Origin of the sequence: Mesorhizobium sp. AA22 (genome assembly GCF_001672375.2) — a bacterium.
Taxonomy (GTDB): Bacteria; Pseudomonadota; Alphaproteobacteria; order Rhizobiales; family Rhizobiaceae; genus Mesorhizobium; species Mesorhizobium wenxiniae.
In genome coordinates this window covers 3,065,818-3,088,890 of the sequence record NZ_CP048406.1, presented here as the reverse complement: position 1 = coordinate 3,088,890, position 23,073 = coordinate 3,065,818, and the positions used below count along the sequence as shown (strand labels likewise).

General features: G+C 63.3%; 23 protein-coding genes. 8 read left to right on the top strand and 15 right to left on the bottom strand.

From position 1 onward, the window contains the following. Positions 1 to 5: 5 nt before the first annotated feature. Positions 6 to 2,666: a UvrD-helicase domain-containing protein gene (locus A9K68_RS14940; protein ID WP_065010288.1), complete on the top strand. Its 2,661-nt coding sequence runs from the start codon at positions 6 to 8 to the stop codon at positions 2,664 to 2,666. 18 nt (positions 2,667 to 2,684) lie between these two features. On the opposite strand, the gene A9K68_RS14935 is transcribed toward A9K68_RS14940, so the two are convergent. The 5 genes from A9K68_RS14935 to A9K68_RS14915 form a co-directional block, all read right to left on the bottom strand. Continuing rightward, positions 2,685 to 3,734: an ABC transporter permease gene (locus tag A9K68_RS14935; protein WP_065010289.1), complete on the bottom strand. Its 1,050-nt coding sequence runs from the start codon at positions 3,732 to 3,734 to the stop codon at positions 2,685 to 2,687. Beyond that, positions 3,731 to 4,528 carry an ATP-binding cassette domain-containing protein gene (locus tag A9K68_RS14930; RefSeq protein ID WP_065010290.1) on the bottom strand — a complete coding sequence of 266 codons (798 nt, stop codon included), beginning with the start codon at positions 4,526 to 4,528 and terminating at the stop codon, positions 3,731 to 3,733. The genes A9K68_RS14935 and A9K68_RS14930 overlap by 4 nt, the downstream gene beginning before the upstream one ends. A gap of 89 nt (positions 4,529 to 4,617) precedes the next feature. Beyond that, complete coding sequence (locus A9K68_RS14925) at positions 4,618 to 5,631, bottom strand: substrate-binding domain-containing protein (protein WP_065010291.1); 1,014 nt, start codon at positions 5,629 to 5,631, stop codon at positions 4,618 to 4,620. Positions 5,632 to 5,734: 103 nt separating this feature from the next. Further along, the gene (locus A9K68_RS14920; RefSeq protein WP_065010292.1) at positions 5,735 to 6,643 is read right to left on the bottom strand and encodes a sugar phosphate isomerase/epimerase; all 909 of its coding nucleotides are present in this window, start codon (positions 6,641 to 6,643) and stop codon (positions 5,735 to 5,737) included. After that, the gene (locus A9K68_RS14915; RefSeq protein ID WP_065010293.1) at positions 6,640 to 7,674 is read right to left on the bottom strand and encodes a Gfo/Idh/MocA family oxidoreductase; all 1,035 of its coding nucleotides are present in this window, start codon (positions 7,672 to 7,674) and stop codon (positions 6,640 to 6,642) included. Before A9K68_RS14915 ends, A9K68_RS14920 begins: the two co-directional genes overlap by 4 nt. Before the next feature lie 196 nt (positions 7,675 to 7,870). Between A9K68_RS14915 and A9K68_RS14910 the strand changes: the two genes are divergently transcribed. The 3 genes from A9K68_RS14910 (at position 7,871) to A9K68_RS14900 (ending at position 10,001) form a co-directional block, all read left to right on the top strand. Next, on the top strand, positions 7,871 to 8,896 hold the full coding sequence (locus tag A9K68_RS14910) for a LacI family DNA-binding transcriptional regulator (protein ID WP_065010294.1): 1,026 nt from the start codon (positions 7,871 to 7,873) through the stop codon (positions 8,894 to 8,896). Then, the gene (locus tag A9K68_RS14905) at positions 8,893 to 9,282 is read left to right on the top strand and encodes a hypothetical protein (RefSeq protein WP_163602973.1); all 390 of its coding nucleotides are present in this window, start codon (positions 8,893 to 8,895) and stop codon (positions 9,280 to 9,282) included. The genes A9K68_RS14910 and A9K68_RS14905 overlap by 4 nt, the downstream gene beginning before the upstream one ends. 143 nt (positions 9,283 to 9,425) lie before the next feature. Then, complete coding sequence (locus tag A9K68_RS14900) at positions 9,426 to 10,001, top strand: TMEM175 family protein (RefSeq protein WP_065010296.1); 576 nt, start codon at positions 9,426 to 9,428, stop codon at positions 9,999 to 10,001. 106 nt (positions 10,002 to 10,107) lie between these two features. On the opposite strand, the gene A9K68_RS14895 is transcribed toward A9K68_RS14900, so the two are convergent. Then, on the bottom strand, positions 10,108 to 10,389 hold the full coding sequence (locus tag A9K68_RS14895) for a hypothetical protein (RefSeq protein WP_029351415.1): 282 nt from the start codon (positions 10,387 to 10,389) through the stop codon (positions 10,108 to 10,110). A 134-nt stretch (positions 10,390 to 10,523) separates the two neighbouring features. Between A9K68_RS14895 and A9K68_RS14890 the strand changes: the two genes are divergently transcribed. Further along, a complete protein-coding gene (locus tag A9K68_RS14890) occupies positions 10,524 to 11,390 on the top strand; it encodes an SDR family NAD(P)-dependent oxidoreductase (RefSeq protein ID WP_065010297.1) in 867 nt (288 codons plus the stop codon). 3 nt (positions 11,391 to 11,393) lie between these two features. Here A9K68_RS14890 and A9K68_RS14885 read toward each other — a convergent pair whose 3' ends face one another. The 3 genes from A9K68_RS14885 to A9K68_RS14875 form a co-directional block, all read right to left on the bottom strand. Then, on the bottom strand, positions 11,394 to 11,822 hold the full coding sequence (locus A9K68_RS14885) for a low affinity iron permease family protein (protein ID WP_065010298.1): 429 nt from the start codon (positions 11,820 to 11,822) through the stop codon (positions 11,394 to 11,396). 83 nt (positions 11,823 to 11,905) lie between these two features. After that, on the bottom strand, positions 11,906 to 12,547 hold the full coding sequence (locus A9K68_RS14880) for a DapH/DapD/GlmU-related protein (protein ID WP_029351421.1): 642 nt from the start codon (positions 12,545 to 12,547) through the stop codon (positions 11,906 to 11,908). 69 nt (positions 12,548 to 12,616) lie between these two features. Then, positions 12,617 to 13,120: a CreA family protein gene (locus A9K68_RS14875; RefSeq protein WP_065010299.1), complete on the bottom strand. Its 504-nt coding sequence runs from the start codon at positions 13,118 to 13,120 to the stop codon at positions 12,617 to 12,619. A 204-nt stretch (positions 13,121 to 13,324) separates the two neighbouring features. Here A9K68_RS14875 and A9K68_RS14870 point away from each other — a divergent pair, with 204 nt between their 5' ends. Together A9K68_RS14870 and A9K68_RS14865 are read left to right on the top strand one after the other, a co-directional pair. Then, entirely contained in the window at positions 13,325 to 13,903 is a 579-nt protein-coding gene (locus A9K68_RS14870) for an SCO family protein (protein WP_065010460.1), read from the top strand. Between the two features lie 65 nt (positions 13,904 to 13,968). After that, positions 13,969 to 14,841 carry a 50S ribosomal protein L11 methyltransferase gene (locus tag A9K68_RS14865; protein ID WP_065010461.1) on the top strand — a complete coding sequence of 291 codons (873 nt, stop codon included), beginning with the start codon at positions 13,969 to 13,971 and terminating at the stop codon, positions 14,839 to 14,841. 35 nt (positions 14,842 to 14,876) lie between these two features. Here the strand turns inward: A9K68_RS14865 and A9K68_RS14860 are convergent, their stop codons facing one another. Further along, positions 14,877 to 15,062 carry a hypothetical protein gene (locus tag A9K68_RS14860; protein ID WP_029351430.1) on the bottom strand — a complete coding sequence of 62 codons (186 nt, stop codon included), beginning with the start codon at positions 15,060 to 15,062 and terminating at the stop codon, positions 14,877 to 14,879. A gap of 266 nt (positions 15,063 to 15,328) precedes the next feature. On the opposite strand from A9K68_RS14860, the gene A9K68_RS14855 reads away from it, so the two are divergent. Beyond that, positions 15,329 to 17,173, top strand: a complete 1,845-nt coding sequence (locus tag A9K68_RS14855; RefSeq protein WP_065010300.1) for an aminopeptidase P family protein — start codon at positions 15,329 to 15,331, stop codon at positions 17,171 to 17,173. A 29-nt stretch (positions 17,174 to 17,202) separates the two neighbouring features. On the opposite strand, the gene A9K68_RS14850 is transcribed toward A9K68_RS14855, so the two are convergent. The 5 genes from A9K68_RS14850 to recN form a co-directional block, all read right to left on the bottom strand. Next, the gene (locus tag A9K68_RS14850; protein ID WP_065010301.1) at positions 17,203 to 17,499 is read right to left on the bottom strand and encodes an AzlD family protein; all 297 of its coding nucleotides are present in this window, start codon (positions 17,497 to 17,499) and stop codon (positions 17,203 to 17,205) included. Continuing rightward, positions 17,496 to 18,224 (bottom strand): AzlC family ABC transporter permease, encoded by a 729-nt coding sequence (locus A9K68_RS14845; RefSeq protein ID WP_065010302.1) that lies wholly within the window; start codon positions 18,222 to 18,224, stop codon positions 17,496 to 17,498. Before A9K68_RS14845 ends, A9K68_RS14850 begins: the two co-directional genes overlap by 4 nt. A gap of 135 nt (positions 18,225 to 18,359) precedes the next feature. Continuing rightward, a complete protein-coding gene (locus A9K68_RS14840) occupies positions 18,360 to 19,052 on the bottom strand; it encodes a TIGR02453 family protein (protein ID WP_065010462.1) in 693 nt (230 codons plus the stop codon). Beyond that, on the bottom strand, positions 19,052 to 21,259 hold the full coding sequence (gene ligA, locus A9K68_RS14835) for an NAD-dependent DNA ligase LigA (RefSeq protein ID WP_065010303.1): 2,208 nt from the start codon (positions 21,257 to 21,259) through the stop codon (positions 19,052 to 19,054). Before ligA ends, A9K68_RS14840 begins: the two co-directional genes overlap by 1 nt. A gap of 138 nt (positions 21,260 to 21,397) precedes the next feature. Next, entirely contained in the window at positions 21,398 to 23,068 is a 1,671-nt protein-coding gene (gene recN / locus A9K68_RS14830; protein ID WP_065010304.1) for a DNA repair protein RecN, read from the bottom strand. Positions 23,069 to 23,073: the final 5 nt, after the last annotated feature.

The window sequence follows — 23,073 nt, the reverse complement described above, 5'->3', positions numbered from 1 at the left end:
GGACAATGTCCGGCTTTTCGGAAGATATGCCTTTTTTTGACGAACCGAACGCGCGGCCCGTGGCCCCGTCGGGCATTGCTGCGCGTGCCATGGCTGCGCGCAGCGGCCACAACAAAGCACCCGATTATCTGAACGGGCTCAACCCCGAGCAGCGGCTGGCGGTGGAAACCACCGAAGGCCCGGTTCTTGTGCTGGCCGGCGCCGGCACTGGCAAGACGCGCGTCTTGACCACCCGCATCGCTCACATCCTCGCCACCGGCAAGGCTTTCCCCTCGCAGATCCTCGCCGTCACCTTCACCAACAAGGCGGCGCGGGAGATGAAGCAGCGCATCGGCATGCTGATCGGCGAAGGCAATGTCGAGGGCATGCCGTGGCTCGGCACCTTTCATTCGATTGGTGTGAAGCTGCTGCGCAGGCACGCCGAGCTTGCCGGGCTCAAATCCGACTTCACCATTCTCGACACCGACGATGTCGTGCGCCTGATCAAGCAGCTGATCCAGGCCGAAGGGCTGGACGACAAACGCTGGCCGGCCAAGCAGTTCGCCCAGATGATCGACGGCTGGAAGAATAAGGGGCTTGGTCCCGCCGACATTCCCGAGGGCGACGCCCGCGCCTTCGCCAACGGCAAGGGCCGCGAGCTCTACAAGGCCTACCAGGAGCGGCTGAAGACGCTGAACGCCTGCGACTTCGGCGATCTTCTCTGCCACCCGATCCGCATCTTCCGCGCCAATCCGGACGTGCTGAAGGAATACCATAAGCGCTTCCGCTACATCCTCGTTGACGAATACCAGGACACCAACACCGCCCAATACATGTGGCTGCGCCTGCTGGCGCAGCGGCCGGATGCCGGACGTGCTTCAACGTCGACAGATCTGCGATCGGCCGAAGGCCGCAAGCCTGACCGGGCATCCGAGCCGTTGCGAGGCCCGCGCGGAGGGCCCGCGCCGGCAGGCGCAGAACAGCCCGTGAGCGTGAATATTTGCTGCGTCGGCGACGACGACCAGTCGATCTATGGCTGGCGCGGTGCCGAGGTCGACAACATCCTGCGCTTCGACAAGGATTTCCCCGGCGCCACCATCATCCGACTGGAGCGCAACTACCGCTCCACCGCGCACATCCTCGGCACCGCCTCCCACCTCATCGCCTACAATGAAAGCCGCTTCGGCAAGACGTTGTTCACAGAAAAAGTCGCCGAGGACGACGAGAAGGTGCATGTCCATGCCGCCTGGGATTCCGAGGAAGAGGCCCGCGCCGTCGGCGAAACCATCGAGGCCTACCAGCGGCAGAAGCACAATCTCAACGACATGGCCATTCTTGTCCGCGCGTCCTTCCAGATGCGCGAGTTCGAAGATCGTTTCGTCACGCTCGGCCTCAACTACCGCGTCATTGGCGGCCCGCGCTTCTACGAGCGCCTCGAAATCCGCGATGCGCTGGCCTTCTTCCGCGTCGTCGCCCAAGGGGCAGACGACCTCGCCTTCGAGCGCATCGTCAACGTGCCGAAGCGCGGGCTGGGCGAAGCCACCATCCGCCAGATCCACGACACCGCGAGGGCGCTTCGCATCCCGATGCTGGAGGCTGCGGAAAAACTCGCCGAGAGCGACGAGCTGAAGCCGAAGCCGCGCGCGGCGCTGCGCGAGGTCGCTGCCAATTTCGAGCGCTGGCAGAAGGCGCTGGAGACGACGCCACACACCGAGCTCGCCGAGACCATCCTGGAGGAGAGCGGCTATACCGACATGTGGAAGAACGACCGCTCGGCGGAAGCGCCCGGCCGGTTGGAAAACCTCAAAGAACTGATCCGCTCCATGGAGGAGTACGAATCGCTGCGCTCGTTCCTCGAACATGTCGCACTGGTGATGGACGCCGAGCAGAACGCCGAGCTCGACGCCGTCAACATCATGACGCTGCATTCGGCCAAGGGCCTCGAATTCGAGACCGTTTTTCTCCCTGGTTGGGAGGAAGGTCTTTTTCCCCACCAGCGCGCGCTCGACGAGGGTGGCCGCTCGGGGTTGGAGGAAGAGCGGCGGCTGGCCTATGTCGGGCTGACCCGCGCCAAGAAGAACCTGCATTTGTGGTTCGTCTCCAACCGCCGCATCCACGGCCTGTGGCAATCGACCATCCCGTCGCGCTTCCTCGATGAATTGCCGGAAGCCCATGTCGAAGTCGCCGAGAGCGGCAACAGCTACGGTGGTTACGGCAATTCCTACGGCGGCGGTTCTTTTGCCCCGGGACGTGGTGGCCGGCAGAACCCCTATGGCGCGTCGCGCTTCGACAATGTGGGCGGCAATACAGGCGGCACTGAGAAATCCGTCGCCTTCTCCAGCACCTATGCGACGCCGGGCTGGCAGCGCGCGCAACAGAACCGCACCGAGGCGACCGACCGCAACTGGGGCTCGCGTTCCGGCCACCAGGTCGAGCGCATCGGCTATGGCGAAACCGACTCAGGCTATGGCGCCGGCCGCACCTCGATCAAGGGCCGCACCATCGACGGCGAGCTGGTCGCCAAATCCGTCGCCGACAAGCCGTCGGCCTTCAATGTCGGCGACCGCGTCTTCCACCAGAAATTCGGCAACGGCAATATTTCGGCCATCGAAGGCAACAAGCTGACCATCGACTTCGACAAGGCCGGCCAGAAACGCGTGCTGGACGGGTTTGTCACTGGAGTGTGAGGGGTCCTGCCCCTGCCTTTAGCGATACCGCGCCTGGTTCCATTTGTGGCCGAGCAGCGACAGGATGATGATCAGCCCGTTGAAGAACTGGACATAGAAGCCGCTCAGGCCTGCCGCGACGACGCCGGTCTGGATGAACGACACGGTGACCGCGCCAATCGCACCGCCGACAACCGTGCCGATGCCACCCCAGGTCGGCGTGCCGCCGACGAACACCGATGCCAGCACCGGCAGCAGGTATCCGTCGCCAGCCGTCGGCCACCAGGTGAAGTTGATCATCACCGAAAACGTGCCGGCGATCGCAGCGCCAATGCCAACGAAGACGAACACCTTCACCCTGACGCGCTTGACGTCGATGCCCATCTGCTGGGCGCTGTCGGGATTGTCGCCGACCACCTTGACCTGCGCGCCGAAGCGATGCCGGTTGTAGAGCAGCGCCGACAGCACGACGAAAGCGATGGCCCAGAAGATCTGCACCGGGATGCCATAGAGTTGGCTGGAGAAGATCTGGTAGGCCCAGCTGTCGGCGAGGCTGGTCAGCGCCGTCGACCTGCCCTCATTGATGATCTGGATCAGGCCGCGCAGCAGGAAATTCATGCCAAGCGTGGCGATCAGCGACGACAGCCCGCCATAGACGACCAGCGACCCGACCAGGAAGCCGAGCAGCGTGCCCGTGGCGATGGCGGCGGCAATGCCGAGGAACGGGTCGTAGCCGGCCTGCACGACCAGCGCGAACACCCAGGAAGCAAAGCCCATTGTCGCCGGAAACGACAGGTCGATCTCGCCGCAGGTGACGACGAACACCAGCGGCACCACCACGAACAGCGCCACCGGCAGCGTGGTGAGCACGGAACTATAGAGATACCAGGTGGTGAAAACGGTCGGATTGGCGATCATGAACACCGCCATCATGACGATGAACACGGCAAGCGTGCCGAGCGCGGCGCGGTTGTCGAGGATGAAACCGCGCAGCCAATTGTCGGATGGATGTCTCCACTCTTTCCCGGCGGCCTCATTATGCGTGCCGCCGAGGGGACTCTTCAGATCGGGTTCCATGGTCTTGCTCATCGCGCTGCCCTCCCCGCATCGCCGGCCTCGTGCAACCCGGGCAATCCGCCGGGGTGGGCTAGGTCTTCCATGAAGTTGATCAGGTCTTCGGCCGACTTGACCTCGCTGCGGCCGGCGGTGAACGCCGCCTTGCCGCGGTCGAGCACCACGAAGCGATCGGCAATGTCGAAGACATGATGGATGTTGTGGCCGATGAACAGGATCGAGCGCCCGCTCGCCCGCACCTGGCGCACGAAGTGGAAGACCTTGGCGGTCTCGGTCAGCGACAGCGCCGTCGTCGGCTCGTCGAGGACAATCAGCTCAGCCTTCTTGTAGATGGCGCGGGCGATGGCCACGCCCTGGCGTTCGCCGCCCGAGAGCTGGCCGACGATCGAGTGCGGCGTGAACACCTTCGAGGTGAAGCCGATCTCGCGCATCAGCCGGCTCGCCTCCTCGATCTCCTTGTTGACCTTCAGCCAGCCCAGCCAGCCGGTGAGTTCGCGGCCCATGAAGATGTTGCGCACGATCGTCTGCTGCACGGCGAGCGCCCGGTCTTGGAACACCGTCTCGATGCCGGCGTCGCGCGAGCGCGCGGCGCTCCATCCAGTCACCGGCTTGCCGCGCACCAGGATTTCGCCGCTGGTCGGCTTGACCACGCCCGACAGAATCTTGATCAGCGTCGATTTGCCGGCGCCGTTGTCGCCGATCAGGCCGACGACCTCGCCACGGTCGACGCTGAGATTGACCCCGCCCAGCGCGTAGACCTGACCGTAGGACTTGCTGATGTCGCGCAGTTCGATGATGCGTTCGGCCATCGGATCCTCGCTTGATTGTCGCTTACCGGCCTTTTCCGCCGGCGGTCCCGCCGGCCGGGGTCGATCCCGGCCGGCGGCGGCTTGGGAGGTCAGCGCAGCGCCTGCTTGGCGAGTTCGGCGACGATCTCGTAATTCTGCGGCGTGACGAAGCCGGCACCGGTGTCGGCATTCATCGGCGCCAGACCCAGCACCACCTGCTGGCAGAGGCTGAGGATCGGCAGATAGCCCTGCAGGAAGGGCTGCTGGTCGGCGGTGAGCTGCACCCAGCCGCCCTTGAAGGCTTCGACGATCTGCGGGCTGGTGTCGAAGCCGAAATTGAAGATGTCGCCCGGCTTGCGTCCAGCCGCCTGCATGTAGGTGGGGACGTTGCCGAGCATCTGGCCGCCGGGATAGCCGACCGCCTTGACGTCGGGATTGTTGAGCAGTGCCGCCGTGAGCACCGGAATGGCCAGATTGGGATCGGAAGCCCATTCTCCGCTCGGCGGCGAGGGGAGCTGGATGACCTCGAGGCCGGCCTCCTTCAACACGGCAACCGTGCCGCGCTCGCGCGCGCCGCGGGCCTCGTTCTCGAAGGGGCCAATCATGATCGCCTTGTCGCCGGCCTTGAGCCCGGCAAGCTTGAGCGCTTCGGCGCCAAGCGCGCGGCCCTGCTGCTCCTGCTGGGCGCCGATATAGCCGCCGCCGAACGCCGCCACCACCTTCGGCACCGGCACGTTCTGGTACATCATCTTGATGCCGTCCTTGTGCGCCTGTTCGGCGAGCGGCATGATCGAGGCTTCACCAGGATGGCCCATCATGGCGATGCCGCCGGGCTTGACCGCGACGGCCTCGCGCAGCTGCTGCACCATCTTTTCGGCGTCCCACTGGGAGAAGATGTAGTCGACCTTCGGTCCGAGATCGGCCGCCGCCTGCTTGGCGCCATTGTAGACGATGGTGCCGAAGGCGTCGCCCTCGGCGCCGCCGACGAAGAAGCGGATATGGACGTCCTTGCACCACTGGGCGTCGAGCGCCTGCGCCGGCAAGGTGGAGATGGCGGCGGCGAGCGCCGTGGCGGCCGCCACGACGGTCGAGCGCAGAACTGTCGTTCTCATCGCGATGCTCATGCACGTTCCTCCCATTGTTCCCTCGCAAGCCGAGGGGTTTCGACGAATGCTTCGGCTTTTCGCCGCAATGCTTCACTGACCGGCCCTCCCGCCGGCCGGATTCTCAAGCCGGATTTGGCAGGTAGCTGGCACCTCCCCGGCATTGCTTGAGGTAATCCAGCGCCCGCACCTGGCCGGTAATCTCGAGGTTCCCGCGATAGACCGGGTCGTGCCAGCCTTCGATGTCGATGGCACCCTTGTATCCGGCCAGCCGCAATTCGCTGATCACCCGCGTCCAGTCGCTGTCGCCGAAGCCGGGCGTGCGCATCTGCACGAATGGCAGGCGGCCGAACACGCCATGCTCGCGGATCACGTCCCAGCGCACCGTCGCGTCCTTGCCGTGGACATGGAAGATGCGCGGCGCCCATTTGCGGATCTGCGGGATTGGATCGATCAGATAGACGAGCTGATGGCAGGGTTCCCATTCCAGGCCGAGATTGTCATCGGGCAATTCGTTGAACATCAGCTCCCAGGCGTCCGGATTGTGGGCGATGTTCCAGTCGCCGCTCGCCCAGTTGCCGTCCATCGCGCAATTCTCGAAGGCGATGCGCACGCCCTTGTCAGCGGCGCGTTTGGCCAGCGGTTCCCACACCTCGCGGAAGCGCGGCAGGCTGTCGGGCAGCGGCTTGCCGCGAATCCGGCCGGTGAAGCCGCTGACCATGGTGGTGCCGAACAGATGCGCGTTGTCGATGATCGTTTCCCACGCATGGAGGACGCCGCGATCGATCTCGCCGCTCTCCAGCGGATTGCCGAACACGCCGATCGACGAGACGATGACATCGGCATCGCCGATCGCCTCGCGGATCTCGCCCGCCAGCCGCGGAATGTCCTTGCCGCCCAGCGTCTGCCAGAAGAACGGCTGGATGCTCTCGAAGCCGAGCGGCAGGATCGCCTTGATATAGGCGGCCGGGTCGTCGAGATTGGCCCGCACCATTGTGCCGATCCTGATGTCGAGCAGCGGGTTTGGCATCATGATCCTTCCTGTGCAGCGATGGCGACCCGGCGCCCGGTCTCGGCGCTCTCGATCGCAGCGAAAACCATGGCCAGGCTCTTGATGTTGTCGGCGCCGCGCGTCTCCGGCTCGGTGCCGGTCTCGACGGCGCGGACGAAATCCTGGATGATGCCGAGATGGCCGCCGACGCGATCGGCCGGGTCGAGCGGCGGCACGGCTATCGGTTCGGTGCGGTCGAACAGGCCTTCACGGACCGGCTGCACGATTTCCGCCTTCAGCCCGTCCTCGCCGTCCCAGACAATGCTGCCGCGCTCGGCGACGATCCGCCATGTACTGTCCCAGCTGGTGCGGAATCCGGCCGCGCACCAGCTGCCGGCATAGGTGAACAGCTTGCCGCCGCCTAGGTCGAAGCTTGCGGTTGCCGACGACCCTTGCCGATACCAGGAATTGGCCGGCTCCCACTCCTGGCAATAGACACCGGCCGGCTCGCCGGCCACCATGTAGCGGGCGGCATCGAATGTGTGGATCGCCATGTCGAGCAGCAGCACATGGCGCATCTCCTCGCGAAAGCCGCCGAAATGCGGCGCGACGAAGAACTCGGCATGGATGCTGGTTGGCGCACCAATGGCGCCGGAATCGAGAAAGCGCCGGATGCGCCTGACATTGGCGACATAGCGGCGGTTCTGGACGACGGCATGGATACGCCCGGCGCTGCGGGCGGCCTCGACGATGGCACGCGCATTGCCCGGGCTGTCGGCGAGCGGCTTTTCGGTCAGCAGGTGGCAATGATGGGCAAAGGCGGAAAGCGCAAGCTCGCGGCGTGCGGCCGGAACCACCACGTCGAATACCGCGTCGGGCCTGGTCTGGTCGAGCACGGCGTCGAGGTCGATTCCAATGATGGCGCTCGAAAGCTCGTATTCGCGCGCCCTCGCCCGCGCCCTTTCGACGTCGATATCGACCAGGCCGACAATGGCTAGCCCGTCGATCTGCCTGGCTGCATCGAGCCAGGCCTTGCTCATCGCGCCGCAGCCGACCAGGACGACATTGATCATCCAGTGCTCCTCCCTCTCGGCCCCTCCAGACCGATCGTCACGGCGTTCACGGCAGGGCTGTGAATGTTTTTCCGTAAACGTTTACGACAACACACCCGATGGCGTAGAATGTCAATCGGCCGGCTGTGAAAAATCGTGGCGTCGGCTTGGCCCGGAGAGCAGCCGGTGCTAGCCAAGCAAGGGGGAGAACTGTCCTTTGGCGTCCAGCATTCACGACCTTGCGCGTCACCTGAACATTTCGATCGGCACGGTGTCGCGCGCGCTCAACGGCCGCGCCGACGTCAACGCCGACACACGCCAGCGCGTGCTCGATGCGGCCAAGAAGCTGAATTATTCGCCGAACCAGTCCGGCCGCAGTTTGCGGCGCGGCGCCACCCATTCGATCGCCTTCATGCTGCAGCCGCATCCGGGCGATCAGGAATACGGCGAGCCGTTCTTCATTCCGTTCCTGACCGGGTTGCAGGCCAAGCTCGCCGAAAGCGGACTCGACCTGATCGTGGTGATGGGCGCGCCGGGCGACTATCAGCAGGAGCGCCTGCGCCGTGTCGTCGAGACCCGGCGGGCCGATGCGGTGGTGCTGGCCTGGACGCGGCGCGAGGACGAGCGCATTGACTATCTGACCCAGGCAAGTTTCCCGTTCGCGACGCTCGGCCGCAGCCGCTCTGGCGGCGATGCCTACCCCTCGCTCGACCTCGACTTCGAAAAAGCCGGGGCTGACGCGGTCGATCGTCTCGTCGCGCGCGGCCACCGCCGCATTGCGGCCATCCGCCCGTCGCTCGATCTCAACTTCGGTTATCTGTTCCTCACCGGATATCGCAAGGAGTTGCGGCGGCACGGCATCGAATTCGACCCCGAACTGGTCGCCGACGGCTTCATCAACGAGGCCGGCGGCTACGCGGTGACCCCTGAGGTGATGCGCTCAACGGATCCGCCGACCGCCATCATCTTCAACAATGACGCCATGGCACTTGGCGGCTGCAAGGCGCTGGCCGAGATGGGCATCAGGCCGGGTCACGACATTGCGGTGATCGTCATCGTCGACACGCCGCTCTGCCGCTATTTCTCACCGGCGCTGACCGGCTTCCGCCCTCCCCTGGAGCCGATGGGACGGCGGCTGGCCGAAATGTTGCTGGCGTCGATTCCGGCCTTCGCCGGCCCTGAGGGGGCCCGGATCATCCGCGAGGTCTGGCCGCTGGAGCTGATCGCACGAGACAGCGATTGATGATGGCCTTCCCCTCGTTGTGTGAAAAGAAATACCTGAACGAAGTGAAGGCAAATGAGGGGTGTTGGAAAAAATCCAGCGCATCAACGGCAAGGGCGAACTCGGTCGCTTCGGCCTGCACAAAAGCGTTGGGCACCGGCCGCAAGAGAAAGATCTCAATTGCCCTCTACATCGCCGCCATCCCGCTGGCCTTCGTCAATCAGTGGATCGGCGTCGCGCTCTCTACGCTATGGCGCTGGCCGCACCTCCATCAAGGGCCGCACCATCGATGGCGAGCTGGTCGCCAAATCCGTCGCCGACAAGCCGTCGGCCTTCACAAGCTGACCATCGATTTCGACAAGGCCGGCCAGAAACGCGTGCTGGATGGGTTTGTCACCGGGGTGTGAGGACGCCGCGACAACGCTGTCGCCGGCCGCCGGAGAGCGGCGGCCATGTATTCCCTAGCTTGCTCCTGACAAGGTTTGACGCTATTGCCGGTGGCGCTGCGCAAAATTATCTTTTGACTTCAGTGCGTTGGTAGGGAGAATCCATGGGCAAGGGACGGGTCGAAGCGTTTACCGATGGCGTCGTCGCCATCATCATCACCATTATGGTGCTGGAATTGAAGGTGCCGCACGGCGAGGATTTTTCAACCCTGGCGCCACTATGGCCAGTCTTCCTCAGCTATGTCTTGTCCTTCATCTATGTCGGCATCTACTGGAACAATCTGCACAACATGTTCCACACCGTGCAGCGCGTCGACGGCCGCGTGCTATGGGCGAACCTCAATTTGTTGTTCTGGCTGTCGCTGATGCCGGTCACCACTGCCTTCATGGGCGAAAACCATTTCGCGCCGGTTCCGGTCGCCGTCTACGGGGCCGAACTCGCGCTGTGCGCGGCCGCCTACATCATCCTTGCCGTCATGCTGCATCGGCTGCACAGCAACGATACCGCCTTTGCCAGGGCGCTGGGCAGCGACCGCAAGGGAAGGATCTCGCTGGCCCTCTATATCGCCGCCATTCCGCTGACCTTCATCAGCCAGTGGATCGGCGTCGCTATCTACGTCCTGGTCGCCATGATCTGGTTCGTGCCGGACAGGCGCTTCGAGCGGGTGATCGAAAAATAGGCCTGCTGGAGCATTTTGCAGCCAAGTGGATCGCTTGGCGTCGCACAAATGCGGCTAAACAAACAGATAGAGCAGGATGCCCCATTCAATAAGAATGCGTTCCGCTCTAGCCTCGCATCGCCTTCAGCTTTTCCGCCACCGAGGCCGCAAGGTCGGCATAGCGCTCCTCAAGCCGCTCGGCCGCCTTGATCACCGAAAAATCATGACCGAATTTCTCCAGCGCCATGCGCAGCTTCTCGACAAATTCCGCTTGCTTTTCGAGCGCCGAAAACAGCGTCTTCACTTGCGCTTCGCTGATGTCGGGATTGGCAAGCATTTGCGGCACCTCGCGGCTCATCTGGTCGCCGGTGGCGGTCTGTTCTTTCAGGATCTCGATCCAGTCGGTCAATCGGTAATCTCCTTCTTACGCGGACAGCATGCGCAGCGCCTGCCGATGTGGTCAACCCAAGGACGCCAAAGCGGGCTTGCGCGAGCCCCGCGCCGCGTTAAGTTCGGCGCAACTTGAATGAGGACGCTATAGCCATGACCACCGATGCCGAAATCCAGAGCGCTTTGCCTGCCCTTGCCTCCGGCAACGTTGCCGTCATCACCGGCGGCGCCAGCGGCATCGGCCTTGCCGCGGCCAAGCGACTGGCGGCGATGGGCCTGAAAATCGTGCTGGCTGATATCGGCGGCGCGCCGCTCGATGAGGCTGCCCGCGCCGTTGCAACGATTGCCGGCGACAGCGCGGTGCTTGCTGTCGCCACCGACGTTTCCAAGCCCGACGAACTCGACCGGCTGGCCGAAAAGACGTTAGGTGCCTTCGGCGGCGTGTCCCTGTTGATGAACAATGCCGGCGTCGGCAACAATCCCGGCAAGCCCTGGGAAAACCGCGACGCCTGGAAGCGGCTGCTGGACATCAATTTCTGGGGCATCGTTCATGGCGTCGAGGCCTTCACACCGCGCATGCTGGCGACCGGCAGGCCGGGCCTGATCGTCAACACCGGCTCCAAGCAAGGCATCACCACGCCGCCCGGCAACCTTGCCTACAACGTCTCCAAATCAGGCGTGAAGACCTTCACCGAAGGCCTGGCACACGCGCTGCGCAACGAGCCCGGCGCAAAAGTTGCTGCGCATCTGCTCATTCCGGGGTTCACCTATACCGGCCTGACCGAAGGTGCGACCGAAAAACCCGCCGGCGCCTGGACCGGCGAGCAGGTGATCGACTTCATGCTGGCCGCGCTGGTGCGTGGCGACTTCTACATCCTGTGCCCCGATAACGAGGCGACACGGCCCATGGACGAAAAGCGCATGGCCTGGGCGATCGGCGACATCATCGAAAACCGCCCTGCTCTGTCGCGTTGGCACCCGGACCACAAGGAAGCGTTCGCGGCGTTCATGGAAAGCTGACGCTCACGCCGCATGCGTCTTCGAGCCGGGCTTTTGAGCCGCAGCTTTCTTGACCGCCATATCGGCGACCTGCCGGTCATGCCGCTTCGCCGCGCGCTCACATTTTTCGCGGATCTCCTGAACCTCGGATTCGGTCAGGTGCTCGATACCGATAAAGCTGTTTTTGGCTTTGCTGACCCGGATCAATTCATCGAGCTTCGCCTGGATCGCGGCGCCATCACGGTTTTGGGTATTCTGGATGAGGAATACCATCAGGAAGGTGACGATCGTCGTGCCGGTATTGATGACGAGTTGCCACGTATCGGAAAACCCGAACATCGGTCCGCTTGCCGCCCACGCAACAATGATCAGGAAACAGACGGCGAATGTCGACGGCAGACCGGCGAGATGGGCAACGTAGTTGGCAATCCTGGTGAAAAGCTTCTCTATCATTGCAGGAGAAACAACCAGCATCCGCTCCGGGTTCCCTTGCACGGAGGGATTTCACGGACATAGCCGTGCACGCGCCCGCAAGATCAGGGTATTTCGTTATCCCAGACGTCGAGGAAGGCCTCGATGGACAGCGTCTGCATGTCGGGGACTGCCTTGGCCAGTCTCTCGGGCGGCCAGTCCCACCAGGCGAGGCTTTCGATCCGCGCGGCGACGTCCGCCGCGAAGCGTTGACGCAATTGCCTGGCCGGAACGCCGGCGACAATCGCGTAGGCAGGTACGTCGCGCGTCACCACAGCGTTGGCGCCGACGATCGCGCCATTGCCGATGGTCACATCAGGCATGATCACCGCGCCATGGCCGATCCAGACGTCGTGGCCGATGCTGACGGACTTCGCCCGCCGCCTTTCCCGAAACGCCCCGTCGACGCCCAGCCAGCGAAAATATTCGTTCGGGCGATAGCTGACCTTGTGCTGGGTCACCCGCTCAATCGGATGCTCCAACGCGTTGATGCGGCTGTTGGCGGCGATCGAACAGAACTTGCCTATGGTCGTGTAGATCGCCTCGGCATGACGTTCGAAATAGGAGAAGTCGCCGACCGATACCTCGCGCAGGATGACCCGCTCGCCGATCGAGGCGTAGCGCCCGAGCTTGCACGCCTTTAATTCCGCTGTCGGATGGATGCGCGGCTCAGGATCCTTGGGGACAAGATTTTCGGGACGGTCCATGCCCGCGGCTTTACGCCCGAGCGATTGGTCCCGCAAGCGGGACCGATCCGTCAGAGCAATTGCGGTCGCCTATTTCGGCTTGCCGTTGGTCCACACCACGTTCTGCCCGAAGAGCGGCACGGTGGTGACCGACATTTTCGCCGAGCCGTCCTGCACCTGGCGCGAATGCGACAGATAGATCAGGGTGTCGTTGGCCTTGTCGTAGATGCGGTTCACCACCTGTTTCTTCCAGATCAGGCTGATGCCTTGCTTGAACACCTCTTCGCCGGCCTCGCTCATGTCGATCTCGCCGATGGTGATCGGCCCGGTCTGGCGGCAGGAGATCGAGGAATCGGACGGATCTTCGAACCAGTTGCCCTTCTGCAGGCGGTCAATCATCCCCCGTTCGAAATAGGTGACGTGACAGGTCACGCCTTCGACCTTCGGATCCTTGATCGCCTCGACAATGATGTCGTTGCCGAGCCAGTCGACGCCGACCTTGCCGACCTCCTGAGCGGCGGCTGCGCCGGCACTGACGACGAGGCATCCCGCCAAAGCGCCGCCGATCAGTTTTCGCCCAATCAGTCTTTGCAAGGGGAGCCTCCTGCGGTTTCGAGTTTCGCCGATCTCAGGTGGGACGGGCGGCAGCGCTTTGCAAGCGGATCACCTTTGACAGGAAAGCCGGTTGCGGCAACGCGACATCTTTGCGCGGATGAGATCAAACCGTTAAGAGTGTTCGCCGAACAAGCTGCATGGCGCCGATACGGCGCCAATAAAAATCGCGACGGACACCAATTGATGATGCGTTCAATACTGGTCGGCATTCTCGTCCTGATGGCAGCAGGCATCGGCTGGCTCACCTTCGACTGGTACCGCGGGCATTATGGCGGTGAGCCGTTCGGCGCGCCGTTCACGCTGGTCGACCAGAAGGGCGCCCCGATCACCGAGGCTGCGTTTCGCGGCCACCCTAGCGTCGTCTTCTTCGGCTTCACCCATTGCCCGGAAGTTTGCCCGACCACACTGTTCGAACTGGCCGGCTGGCTAAAGACGCTGGGTGACGACGGCAAGAACCTGCGGGCCTATTTCGTCTCGGTCGACCCGGAGCGCGACACGCCGGAAATCATGAACGCCTATATCAGCAACTTCTCTGACCGCATCCTCGGCATCACCGGCGAGCCCGACAAGGTCCACGCCATGGCCAAATCCTTCGGCATATATTCGAAGAAGGTCGATCCCGGCAACGGCGACTACACGATGGACCACACGGCTTCGGTGCTGCTGCTCAACGACCGGGGCGACTTCGCCGGCACCATCGCTTATGGCGAAAGCTCGGAGACCGCCATCGCCAAGCTCAAGCGGCTGGCGGCGGAAGGCTAGTGCATGATCCCGAAAGTGGGAACCGGTTTTCGGATAAGATCATGCTCAAACAAGACCATCGTTTGATGACCCAAACGCGGCTCTATTTCACCACTGGAAAGATCGAGGCCGACCGTATCTTCGCGGCGTTCGAAGCAGCCTTCGAAGACGAGGGTCTGCCGATTGCCATCCTCGAAATCGATGAGGACCGCGACATCCACGAAGTGTCGCTCTATGCCGACGGCGATGTCGACGCCGTCGAGGCTCGTGTGAGAGAGATCCTTGCCGGGCTTGTCTTGTCGAGGCCGATTGCGCGCGAGCCCGTGCCTGATATCGACTGGGTGACGCGTTCTTTGGAGGGACTGAAGCCGGTGCGCGCCGGCCGTTTCTTCGTGCACGGCGCGCATGACCGCAGGAAGCGCCACAGCGGCGAACTCGCCATCGAGATCGAAGCGGGCCTAGCCTTTGGCACCGGCCATCACGGCACCACCGCCGGCTGCCTCGAAATGCTGGAACAGGTCGTGCGGCGCGAGCGCCCGCGCAACGCGCTCGACCTCGGCACCGGCAGTGCGGTGCTGGCCATCGCGGTGGCCAAGCTCGCCCATATTCCGGTGCTGGCGACCGACATCGATCCAGTCGCCATAAAGGTCGCCGCCGCCAATGCGCGGCTCAACCACGTCAAGGCGCTTGTCGAAACGGTGACGGCGCGGGGATTCCACCATCCGATTTTTGCCGCGCGCGGCCCCTTCGATCTCATCGTTGCCAACATACTGGCGCGGCCGTTGATGCGGCTGGCGCCCGAAATGGCAAGGCATATCGCTTTGGGCGGCTCGATCGTGCTGTCAGGTATCCTCGACCGGCAGCGCGACGCGGTGATTTCGGCCTATGTCGGCCAGCAGTTCCGCCATGTCAGGACGTTGCATCGCGAAGGCTGGGTGACGATTCACCTTAAGCGGTGAGGCCCAGCACTTTCAAACGCAGGCCGTAAATTCGCTCAGACGTAGCGCGACCTTGCCGCCTTCTTCAGTTCTTCGCGATCGTAGCCGTTCGCCTTCAGCGTTTCGTCGTCAAAGCCAAGCAGAACGCCGCTCACATAGCGGCTCGCTTCGCGCTGGCGTGCTTCGATGAGAGCATTCACAGCGCTTCTGAAAAATCCGCGTCTGGCTGAAATCGTGGACATGATGGTCTCCTTTGCAGGGCAATAAGACTCGTTCCTCCACGTCGAAAACGTAAGGTCTGCTGACCTATTTGAAAATCGCTGATTCTGCATGGCGTCTATGCGCAAAAGCGATGCTCTGACCAAGCCCCACCGATTGTGAGGCGGCTGACGCTGTAGCACTCTGACTTGCACTGATTTTCTCCGGACCGAAGATCGGCGTAGCAAAAGTCGATTCCGATTTTCGGGGTCATGCGCTACGGTCGCACCAACATCCGAGGAGAGGCCATATGTTCCAGACCTTTGATTCCGCCGGCGACCCCGCCGTCGGCAAGCCGCGTGTTGCGTTGCTCCGTCAATGGCTTGCGGCCAACGGGCTGGATGGCTTCATCGTGCCTCGTGCCGACGAGCATCAGGGCGAATATGTCGCCGACCGCTCGGCGCGGCTAAAATGGCTGACCGGCTTCAGCGGCTCGGCCGGCGTCGCCATCGTGCTCGGCGACCGTGCTTTCATGTTCGTCGACGGGCGCTACACGCTGCAGGTTCGCCAGGAGGTCGATCTCGACATCTTCTCGATCGAAAGCCTGGTCGACAATCCGCCCCCCACCTGGATCAAGGACAATCTCGGCAAGGGCGTGCGGCTTGGCTTCGATCCGTGGCTGCAGACGATCGGCGACGTCAAGGCGCTGAAAGCTTCGGCCGAAAAATCGGGGGCGACATTGGTGCCGCTCGAGAAGAATCCAATCGATGCCATCTGGAAGGACCAACCCGAACCACCGCTGGCGCCAGTCGAGCTCCATCCGATCGCGTTTGCCGGCGAACTGGCCAAGGACAAGCTGGCACGGCTGGCCGAGGCCATTGGCAAGGATGGCGCCACCCATACCGTGCTGACCGACCCGTCCTCCATCGCCTGGGTCTTCGACATCCGCGGCCGCGACGTGCCGCATACGCCGCTGGCGCTCGGCTTCGCCGTGCTCGCCGCCGACGGGTCGCACCTGCTTTTCATGGACCAGCGCAAGTTTTCGCGGACCGTCGCGGCCTATCTGACGCAGCTCGCCGAATTGCACGAACCCGGTGAATTCGAAGCGGCGATCGCAGGATTGGCCAAGGGTGGCGCAAGAATCGCGCTGGACCCGGTGCTGGCGGCGGAGAAACTGAGAATGCTGGTCGAGGACAATGGTGGCACCGTCATCACTGCACCCGATCCTGCCCGCATTCCACGCGCGACGAAAAACCAGGCCGAGATCAACGGCGCCCGCGCCGCGCATCGCCGCGATGGCGCCTCCGTAGCCAAGCTGCTTTGCTGGCTCGACCGTCAGGAACCTGGCAAGCTCGACGAGATCGCAGTCGTCACCAAGCTCGAGGAGTGCCGCCGCAGCACCGGCGAGGAAACGCAGATGCCGCTGCGCGACCTCTCCTTCGACACCATCTCGGGCGCCGGTCCGAACGGCGCCATCATGCACTACCGTGTCTCCCGTGCCACCAGCCGAAAGCTTCAGTCTGGCGAGCTGTTCCTGCTCGATTCCGGCGGGCAGTACCAGGACGGCACCACCGACATCACCCGCACGGTGCCGATCGGCAAGCCGACCGAGGAAATGCGCGAACGCTTCACATTGGTGCTAAAAGGCATGATCGGCATTTCCATGCTGCGCTTTCCGCCGGGCACGCGCGGCTCCGAGATCGATGCTGTGGCGCGCCTGGCTCTATGGAAACACGGTTGCGATTTCGCCCATGGCACAGGCCACGGCGTCGGCTCCTATCTGGCCGTGCACGAGGGCCCGCAGCGCATCGCCAGGACCGGCACCGAAAAGCTGCTGGCAGGCATGATCGTTTCCAACGAGCCGGGCTACTACAAGGAAGGCTCTTACGGCATCCGCATCGAGAATCTCGTCCTGGTGACGCCGGCCGAGCCGATAGAGGGCGGCGACATCGCCATGCACGGCTTCGAGACACTGACACTGGCGCCTATCGACGTCAGGCTGGTGCGGTCCGACCTATTGACGCGCGACGAGCTGCATTGGCTCGACATATACCACGCCCGCGTGCTGGCCGAGATCGGACCAATGCTCGACGGCGAGACGCTGGCTTGGCTGGAAAAGGCAACCGCCCCGCTGCCGCACGACCAGAAGATTTGATTCTCGGAGCGGCAGTGGGCAGGTTTCGTCTACCCGACGAACTGCCGGGCGAGGACAAGCACGGCGGCGCCGGCCAAAAACATCGCCATCAGCCCGCCGCGCAGCGAGACCAGCCCGGCGACGATCAATGCCGCCCATTCCGCCGACCCGGCCCCGAGTGCCGCCGGCGCCACCAGCGTGGTCAGCACCGCCGCCGGCACGGCGTTCAGCCCGGCCTCGACGCGCGGATGGATGTTTTCGAAGCGCGAGATCACCAGATGCCCGCCGATGCGGGTGAGATAGGTCGCGATCGCACCGGCGATGATGATCCACAAGGTCGTGCTCATGGCCGCGCCTCCACACCGCTGTGGTGCGGCGGCAGGATGACCGCGAGCAGCACGCCGGCTACAGCGCCAATGGAGACATGCCAGGGCGAGCCCACCGTCTTGTAGGCGATGATGGAGGCGGCGGCGCTGGCGACGACCACCGGCAGCCACAACGGCCGTTTGCGAAAGCCCATGACGAGTCCAAGAAAATAGATTGGCAGCAGGAAATCGATGCCCAGCGCATGTGTATCGGGAATGAGCTTGCCGAACACCGCGCCAAGCGCGCTTTCGGTCACCCAGAACACATAGACCGGGAGGCCAAGCCCCATATACCAGGCGAAGCCGACGGTTTCGCCGGCCTCCGCCTTGCGCTCGGCCACCGCGAACTGCGGATCGGTCAGGATGAAATAGCCGACCGCCTGCTGCACCAGCGGCCAGTGTGCGATGCGCCGGCCGATACCCGCTGAGTAAAGCACATGGCGGAAATTCACGGCGAAGATCGACAGCACGATCAGCCATGGCGCGACATGCTGCCCGAACAATTCGATGCCGACCATCTGGCTGGCGCCACCGAAGACCATGGCACTCATCAGGAAGGCTTCCAGCACCGAAAAACCGTTGTCGACGGCGATAGCGCCGAACAGCAGCGCAAACGGCGCCGACGCCACCACGACAGGCATCGAGAGCCGCACGCCTTGCCAGAATTCGCTCTTCGCACCGTTTTCGGGGATTGCTTCCGCCGACATCAGCCACTCCCTCGAGAATGGTCGTATGTAGGTAGCGCCGCCTGCCTTGTCACACCAATTCGCTTGAGCCAAACGATCAGCGGAAATGATCGCCGCAGCCATGTTGCACGTCAGGCCTGCGCCATCCTTCGGAGATTAATCCACCGGGACCCTGGCTTCGATCGCCCTACCCCAGTCGAGCAGCGGCTTGGCCCGCAAGGCGAAATCGACAAGCTCGTCGACCAATGCCGGCCCATAGATTCCCGCAGGGTCGATTTCGTGCCGGACGGCGAAATGCCGGTTGCGGATAGCTTGGGCGAGATCGGCTTCCGTGACATGCTCGAAGCCGCGTGGCGCGCGCTTCATGCATCCTTCCGTGTCGAGTTCGAGGCCGGCTTTCTTCAGTGTCCCAACCAGGCTGCGGAATTCCGCCGGTTTCGTAGCGATCGCCTTTCGCATGGCCTGAAGCAGCTCCGGGCCAGGCTGCCACCAGGCAACGCCGGCAAAGCAACGGTCGAGCCCAATGTAAACGAACAACACGCCCTGCTCCATCTTGGTGCCGTCCGGCGACAGGATGGCCGACAGATGGCTGTTGTAGGGCCGTTTGTCCTTGGAAAAGCGCACGTCGCGGTTGATGCGGAACAGCGACTTCTTGCGATCGCCGCGCAAACCCAGCCCCGCCGCCGTGAAGCGCTCGGAGAGAGTTTCGACCAGATCGCCGAAAGGGTCGCGCAGCTCGCGTTCGAAGAGGTCGCGGTTTTCCAGAAACCACTCCCGGCTCTGATGAAAATCGAGCGCCTTGAGAAAGGGAATGGCCTTTTGTCCGAAACCGCTAAATGCAGCGGCCATCATGCTCCTTTACCGATCCGCTGCAACCAAGCGTCCTCATCGATCACCTCGATGCCGAATTTGGTCGCGTCCTTCAGCTTGGAACCGGCCCCTGGGCCTGCCACCACGAGATCGGTCTTCGCAGAAACTGAGCCGGCGACCTTCGCGCCGAGACGTTCAGCCATCGCCTTGGCCTCGGGGCGTGTCATCTTTTCCAGCGTGCCTGTAAACACGATCGTCTTGCCGGCGACCGCACTGCCGGCTGAGACGTTCACAATGTACGGCTTCGGGTGGACCTGCGCGAGCAAGGCTTCAAGCACGTCGTCGTTGCGTTCATTGCCGAAGAAATCGCGAAGCGCGCCTATCACCGTGTCGCCGATGCCATTGATCGATGGGAAAACGGTGTGTGGATCGGCCGCCGCCGCAGTCTCCTTGCCGATGCGGATCAACTCCTCAATGGTTGAGAAGGTTCGGGCAAGTACAGCGGCCGTGGTCTCGCCGATATGGCGGATACCCAGTGCGAAAATAAAGCGATCGAGTTCCGGTTCGCGGCGAGCGTCGATGGCGGCGAACAGCTTGTCGAGACCTTCGAAGTTGCGTTCCTCCACACCGCGCACATTCTTGCGCGTCTTGCCCGATGCGGCCTCGCGCTGCCTGGCCTGCTCCTCGCGCCGCTCAGCCAGCGCCTTGGTCACGGCGGGACGGCGATCCCTAAGAGTAAAGATATCGGCGGCTGTTTTGATCAATCCCGCATTGAAGAACAGGTCTATGTTTTCGGCGCCCAGGCCTTCGATATCCATGGCGCCACGTGACACGAAGTGGCGCAATCCTTCCACGGCCTGCGCGGGACAGATCAGTTCGCCGGTGCAGCGTCGGCGGGAATCTTCCTTGCCGGTCTTTTCGTTGATCTCGCGCGTTGCGGGTGAGCCACAGATTGGACAGGTGTGCGGGAATTCGTAGGGCACGGCGTCAGCGGGGCGCTTGTCGATAACGACGCTGACGATCTGCGGAATGACGTCGCCCGCCCGCTGGATGACGACTGAGTCGCCAATACGCACGTCACAGCCGTCGCGGATTGGCTGGCCGTTGCTGTCGAGACCCTTGATGTAGTCTTCATTGTGAAGCGTGACATTTTCGACCACCACGCCGCCAACCGTGACGGGCGCAAGCCGTGCAACGGGCGCCAGGGTGCCGGTGCGGCCGACCTGAATGTCGATCCTGAGCACGGTCGTCATTGCCTGTTCGGCAGGAAATTTATGAGCGATGGCCCAGCGTGGTTCGCCAGTGGCGAAACCCCATCTGCGCTGCAATTCCAACTGGTCGACCTTGTAGACGACGCCGTCGATGTCGTAGCCGAGCGACGAGCGCTGGGCCTCGATCAGGTGATAGTGCGCGACCAGATCGTCGACCGACTTCGCCCGCACCATCAGCGGACTGATCTTGAACCCCCACTCAGCGAATTTTTGCACTGAATCGTATAGCGTCGGAGCGGGATCCTCTGACGTGTAGCCCCAGGCGTAGGCTAAGAACTTGAGGTTGCGGCTGGCGGTAACGGACGGATCCTTCTGACGCAGGGATCCGGCCGCCGTATTGCGCGGATTGACATAGTCCTGGCCGCCAACCGCCGCCGACCGTTCCTTCAAAGCCTCGAACTCCGCATAGGTCATATAGACCTCACCCCGTATCTCGATCACATCAGGCCAGCCCGAGCCTTTAAGGTGCTTGGGGATGTCGGCGATTGTCCTGAGATTGGCGGTGATGTCCTCCCCGACGGCGCCGTCACCGCGCGTTGCTCCCTGCACGAACACACCGCCTTCATAACGCAGCGAAGCCGATAGCCCGTCGATCTTCGGCTCAGCCGTGAACGCAATGTCCAGATCCTTGTCGCGGTTAAAGAAACGCCGGCCGCGTTCGATGAAGTCGGCGACATCCTGGTCGGTATAGGCCTTGGCAAGACTGAGCATCGGCACCGCATGGCGCACCTTGGCAAAGCCTTCCGCCGGTGGCGCGCCCACTCGGCGCGATGGCGAATCCTCTAGCACCAAAGCGGGGAAGCGCTGTTCGATGGCGAGGTTGCGCTGCGTTAGCGCGTCATACTCCGCGTCCGTTATAACAGGTGCGTCCTCGGTGTGGTAGCGCCGGTCGTGCTCGGCGATCTCCGCCGCCAGCCGCTTTAGCTCGCTTGCGGCCTCGCTTTCGCTGAGCGAATCAACTGGTTTTTCGGCCATGCATTGCTCCCTTCCCGGTGGCGCGACACAATAGAACAGGATTCTCCCATGAGGGAGAGACCGGGACGAGAAAATCATTCCTGAACAGCGGGATGGAGCCACATCCTGACTCGATCCACAACGCCGAGCATGAGCTTGCTATGCTGCGGTGTTCTCCCGCAGCAGACGCTCGGCAGCCGCACGCGCCTCGTCGGTGATGGTCGCCCCGGCAAGCATCCGCGCGATCTCTTCCTGGCGCGCCGCCCGGTCCATCTCGGCAATGCCGGTGGCGACACGATCGGCCCCGCCGGATTTGGAGATCAGGAAATGCGTCGCCGCGCGTGCCGCCACTTGCGGCGCGTGCGTAACCGAAAGCACCTGCACGCGCTTCGACAGCCGCGCCAGCCTTTGGCCGATGGCGTCCGCCACCGCGCCGCCAACGCCGGTGTCGATTTCATCGAAGACCAAGGTCGGCGCCGAGCCGCGGTCGGCCAGCGCCACCTTCAGCGCCAGCAGGAACCGAGAAAGTTCGCCACCGGAGGCGACCTTCATCATCGGGCCCGGTCTTGTGCCGGGATTGGTGCGCACCCAGAATTCTACCTGATCGATGCCGTCTTCCATGCGGCTCTCGGCCTCACTTGCCATCTCGACGATGAAGGCTGCCCGTTCGAGCTTCAGTGCCGGCAGTTCGGCCATCACCGCCTTGGTCAAGCCGATCGCCGCCGCATGGCGAAGCGACGAAAGCTGTGCCGCCGAAATGTCGTAGGTCTCGCGCGCGGCGGCAGCTTGCTTCTCCAGCCCGTGCAGGCGCTCCTCGCCGGCGTCGAGATCGGCGAGATCGGCGGCCATCGTGTCTCGCAATTGCGCCAGATCGTCCACCGCCACGCTGTGCTTGCGTGAGGCGGCGCGCAGCGAAAACAGCCGCTCCTCGGCCTGTTCCAGCCGCCGCGGATCGTATTCGGTGGCGCGAAGTGCCGCTTCCACCCCCGACTGTGCCGCGTCGAGCGACAGCATCGCCTCATCAAGCGATTTGACCACGTCTTCGAGCAGGCCGGGTGCCTCGGTCACCTTGCGCTGCAGTCGCCGCAACAGGCTGGCGAGTTGCGGCAAGGGCGAGGACGGGCCCGAGAGCACATCTTGCGCGTCATGGATTTCCGAGGCGATCTTTTCCGCTCGCATCATCGAGGCACGCAGTTCGGCAAGGTCGGCTTCCTCGCCGGGCTGGGGGTCGAGCTTCGTCAATTCGGCGACCGCGGCGCGCAGATAGTCGGCCTCGCGGGCGGCCGCTTCCACCTTGGCGCGATGTCGCGAAAATTCCTGCTCGCACGCCCGCCAGTGCCGCCATGCCTCGCCGGTCGCCCGCACAGCGCCGAGATGACCGCCGAAGCTGTCCAGCAATTCGCGATGGGCGCCGGGATCGACCAGGGCACGCTCGTCATGCTGGCCGTGGATCTCAACCAGCGCGTGACCGACGTCACGCATCAGTGTCACGCTGGAAGGCTGGTCGTTGACGAAGACGCGAGTACGGCCATCCGCCGTCTGCACGCGGCGCAGAATGATGTCGCCATCGTCCTCGATAGCGTTATCGGCAAGCAGCATGCGGGCAGGATGGTTGCGCGGCACGTCGAACACGGCGATGACCTGGCCCTGTGCCGCGCCATGCCGCACCAGCGAGGCGTCACCGCGGGCGCCAAGCGCCAGCGACAGCGCGTCGAGCAGGATGGATTTTCCGGCGCCGGTTTCGCCGGTCAGCACCGAAAGACCGGACGAGAAGTCGATGTCCAGCTTCTCGATCAGAACGATATCGCGGATCGACAGTCTGGAAAGCATGGTGA

Excerpts from the sequence above, each read along its gene's own strand:
- A9K68_RS14940 (WP_065010288.1), top strand. The coding sequence starts at position 6 with ATGTCCGGCTTTTCGGAAGATATGCCTTTTTTTGACGAACCGAACGCG.
- A9K68_RS14935 (WP_065010289.1), bottom strand. The coding sequence starts at position 3,734 with ATGAGCAAGACCATGGAACCCGATCTGAAGAGTCCCCTCGGCGGCACG.
- A9K68_RS14930 (WP_065010290.1), bottom strand. The coding sequence starts at position 4,528 with ATGGCCGAACGCATCATCGAACTGCGCGACATCAGCAAGTCCTACGGT.
- A9K68_RS14925 (WP_065010291.1), bottom strand. The coding sequence starts at position 5,631 with ATGAGCATCGCGATGAGAACGACAGTTCTGCGCTCGACCGTCGTGGCG.
- A9K68_RS14920 (WP_065010292.1), bottom strand. The coding sequence starts at position 6,643 with ATGATGCCAAACCCGCTGCTCGACATCAGGATCGGCACAATGGTGCGG.
- A9K68_RS14915 (WP_065010293.1), bottom strand. The coding sequence starts at position 7,674 with ATGATCAATGTCGTCCTGGTCGGCTGCGGCGCGATGAGCAAGGCCTGG.
- A9K68_RS14900 (WP_065010296.1), top strand. The coding sequence starts at position 9,426 with ATGGGCAAGGGACGGGTCGAAGCGTTTACCGATGGCGTCGTCGCCATC.
- A9K68_RS14890 (WP_065010297.1), top strand. The coding sequence starts at position 10,524 with ATGACCACCGATGCCGAAATCCAGAGCGCTTTGCCTGCCCTTGCCTCC.
- A9K68_RS14885 (WP_065010298.1), bottom strand. The coding sequence starts at position 11,822 with ATGATAGAGAAGCTTTTCACCAGGATTGCCAACTACGTTGCCCATCTC.
- A9K68_RS14880 (WP_029351421.1), bottom strand. The coding sequence starts at position 12,547 with ATGGACCGTCCCGAAAATCTTGTCCCCAAGGATCCTGAGCCGCGCATC.
- A9K68_RS14870 (WP_065010460.1), top strand. The coding sequence starts at position 13,325 with ATGATGCGTTCAATACTGGTCGGCATTCTCGTCCTGATGGCAGCAGGC.
- A9K68_RS14865 (WP_065010461.1), top strand. The coding sequence starts at position 13,969 with ATGACCCAAACGCGGCTCTATTTCACCACTGGAAAGATCGAGGCCGAC.
- A9K68_RS14860 (WP_029351430.1), bottom strand. The coding sequence starts at position 15,062 with ATGTCCACGATTTCAGCCAGACGCGGATTTTTCAGAAGCGCTGTGAAT.
- A9K68_RS14855 (WP_065010300.1), top strand. The coding sequence starts at position 15,329 with ATGTTCCAGACCTTTGATTCCGCCGGCGACCCCGCCGTCGGCAAGCCG.
- A9K68_RS14850 (WP_065010301.1), bottom strand. The coding sequence starts at position 17,499 with ATGAGCACGACCTTGTGGATCATCATCGCCGGTGCGATCGCGACCTAT.
- A9K68_RS14845 (WP_065010302.1), bottom strand. The coding sequence starts at position 18,224 with ATGTCGGCGGAAGCAATCCCCGAAAACGGTGCGAAGAGCGAATTCTGG.
- A9K68_RS14840 (WP_065010462.1), bottom strand. The coding sequence starts at position 19,052 with ATGGCCGCTGCATTTAGCGGTTTCGGACAAAAGGCCATTCCCTTTCTC.
- ligA (WP_065010303.1), bottom strand. The coding sequence starts at position 21,259 with ATGGCCGAAAAACCAGTTGATTCGCTCAGCGAAAGCGAGGCCGCAAGC.
- recN (WP_065010304.1), bottom strand. The coding sequence starts at position 23,068 with ATGCTTTCCAGACTGTCGATCCGCGATATCGTTCTGATCGAGAAGCTG.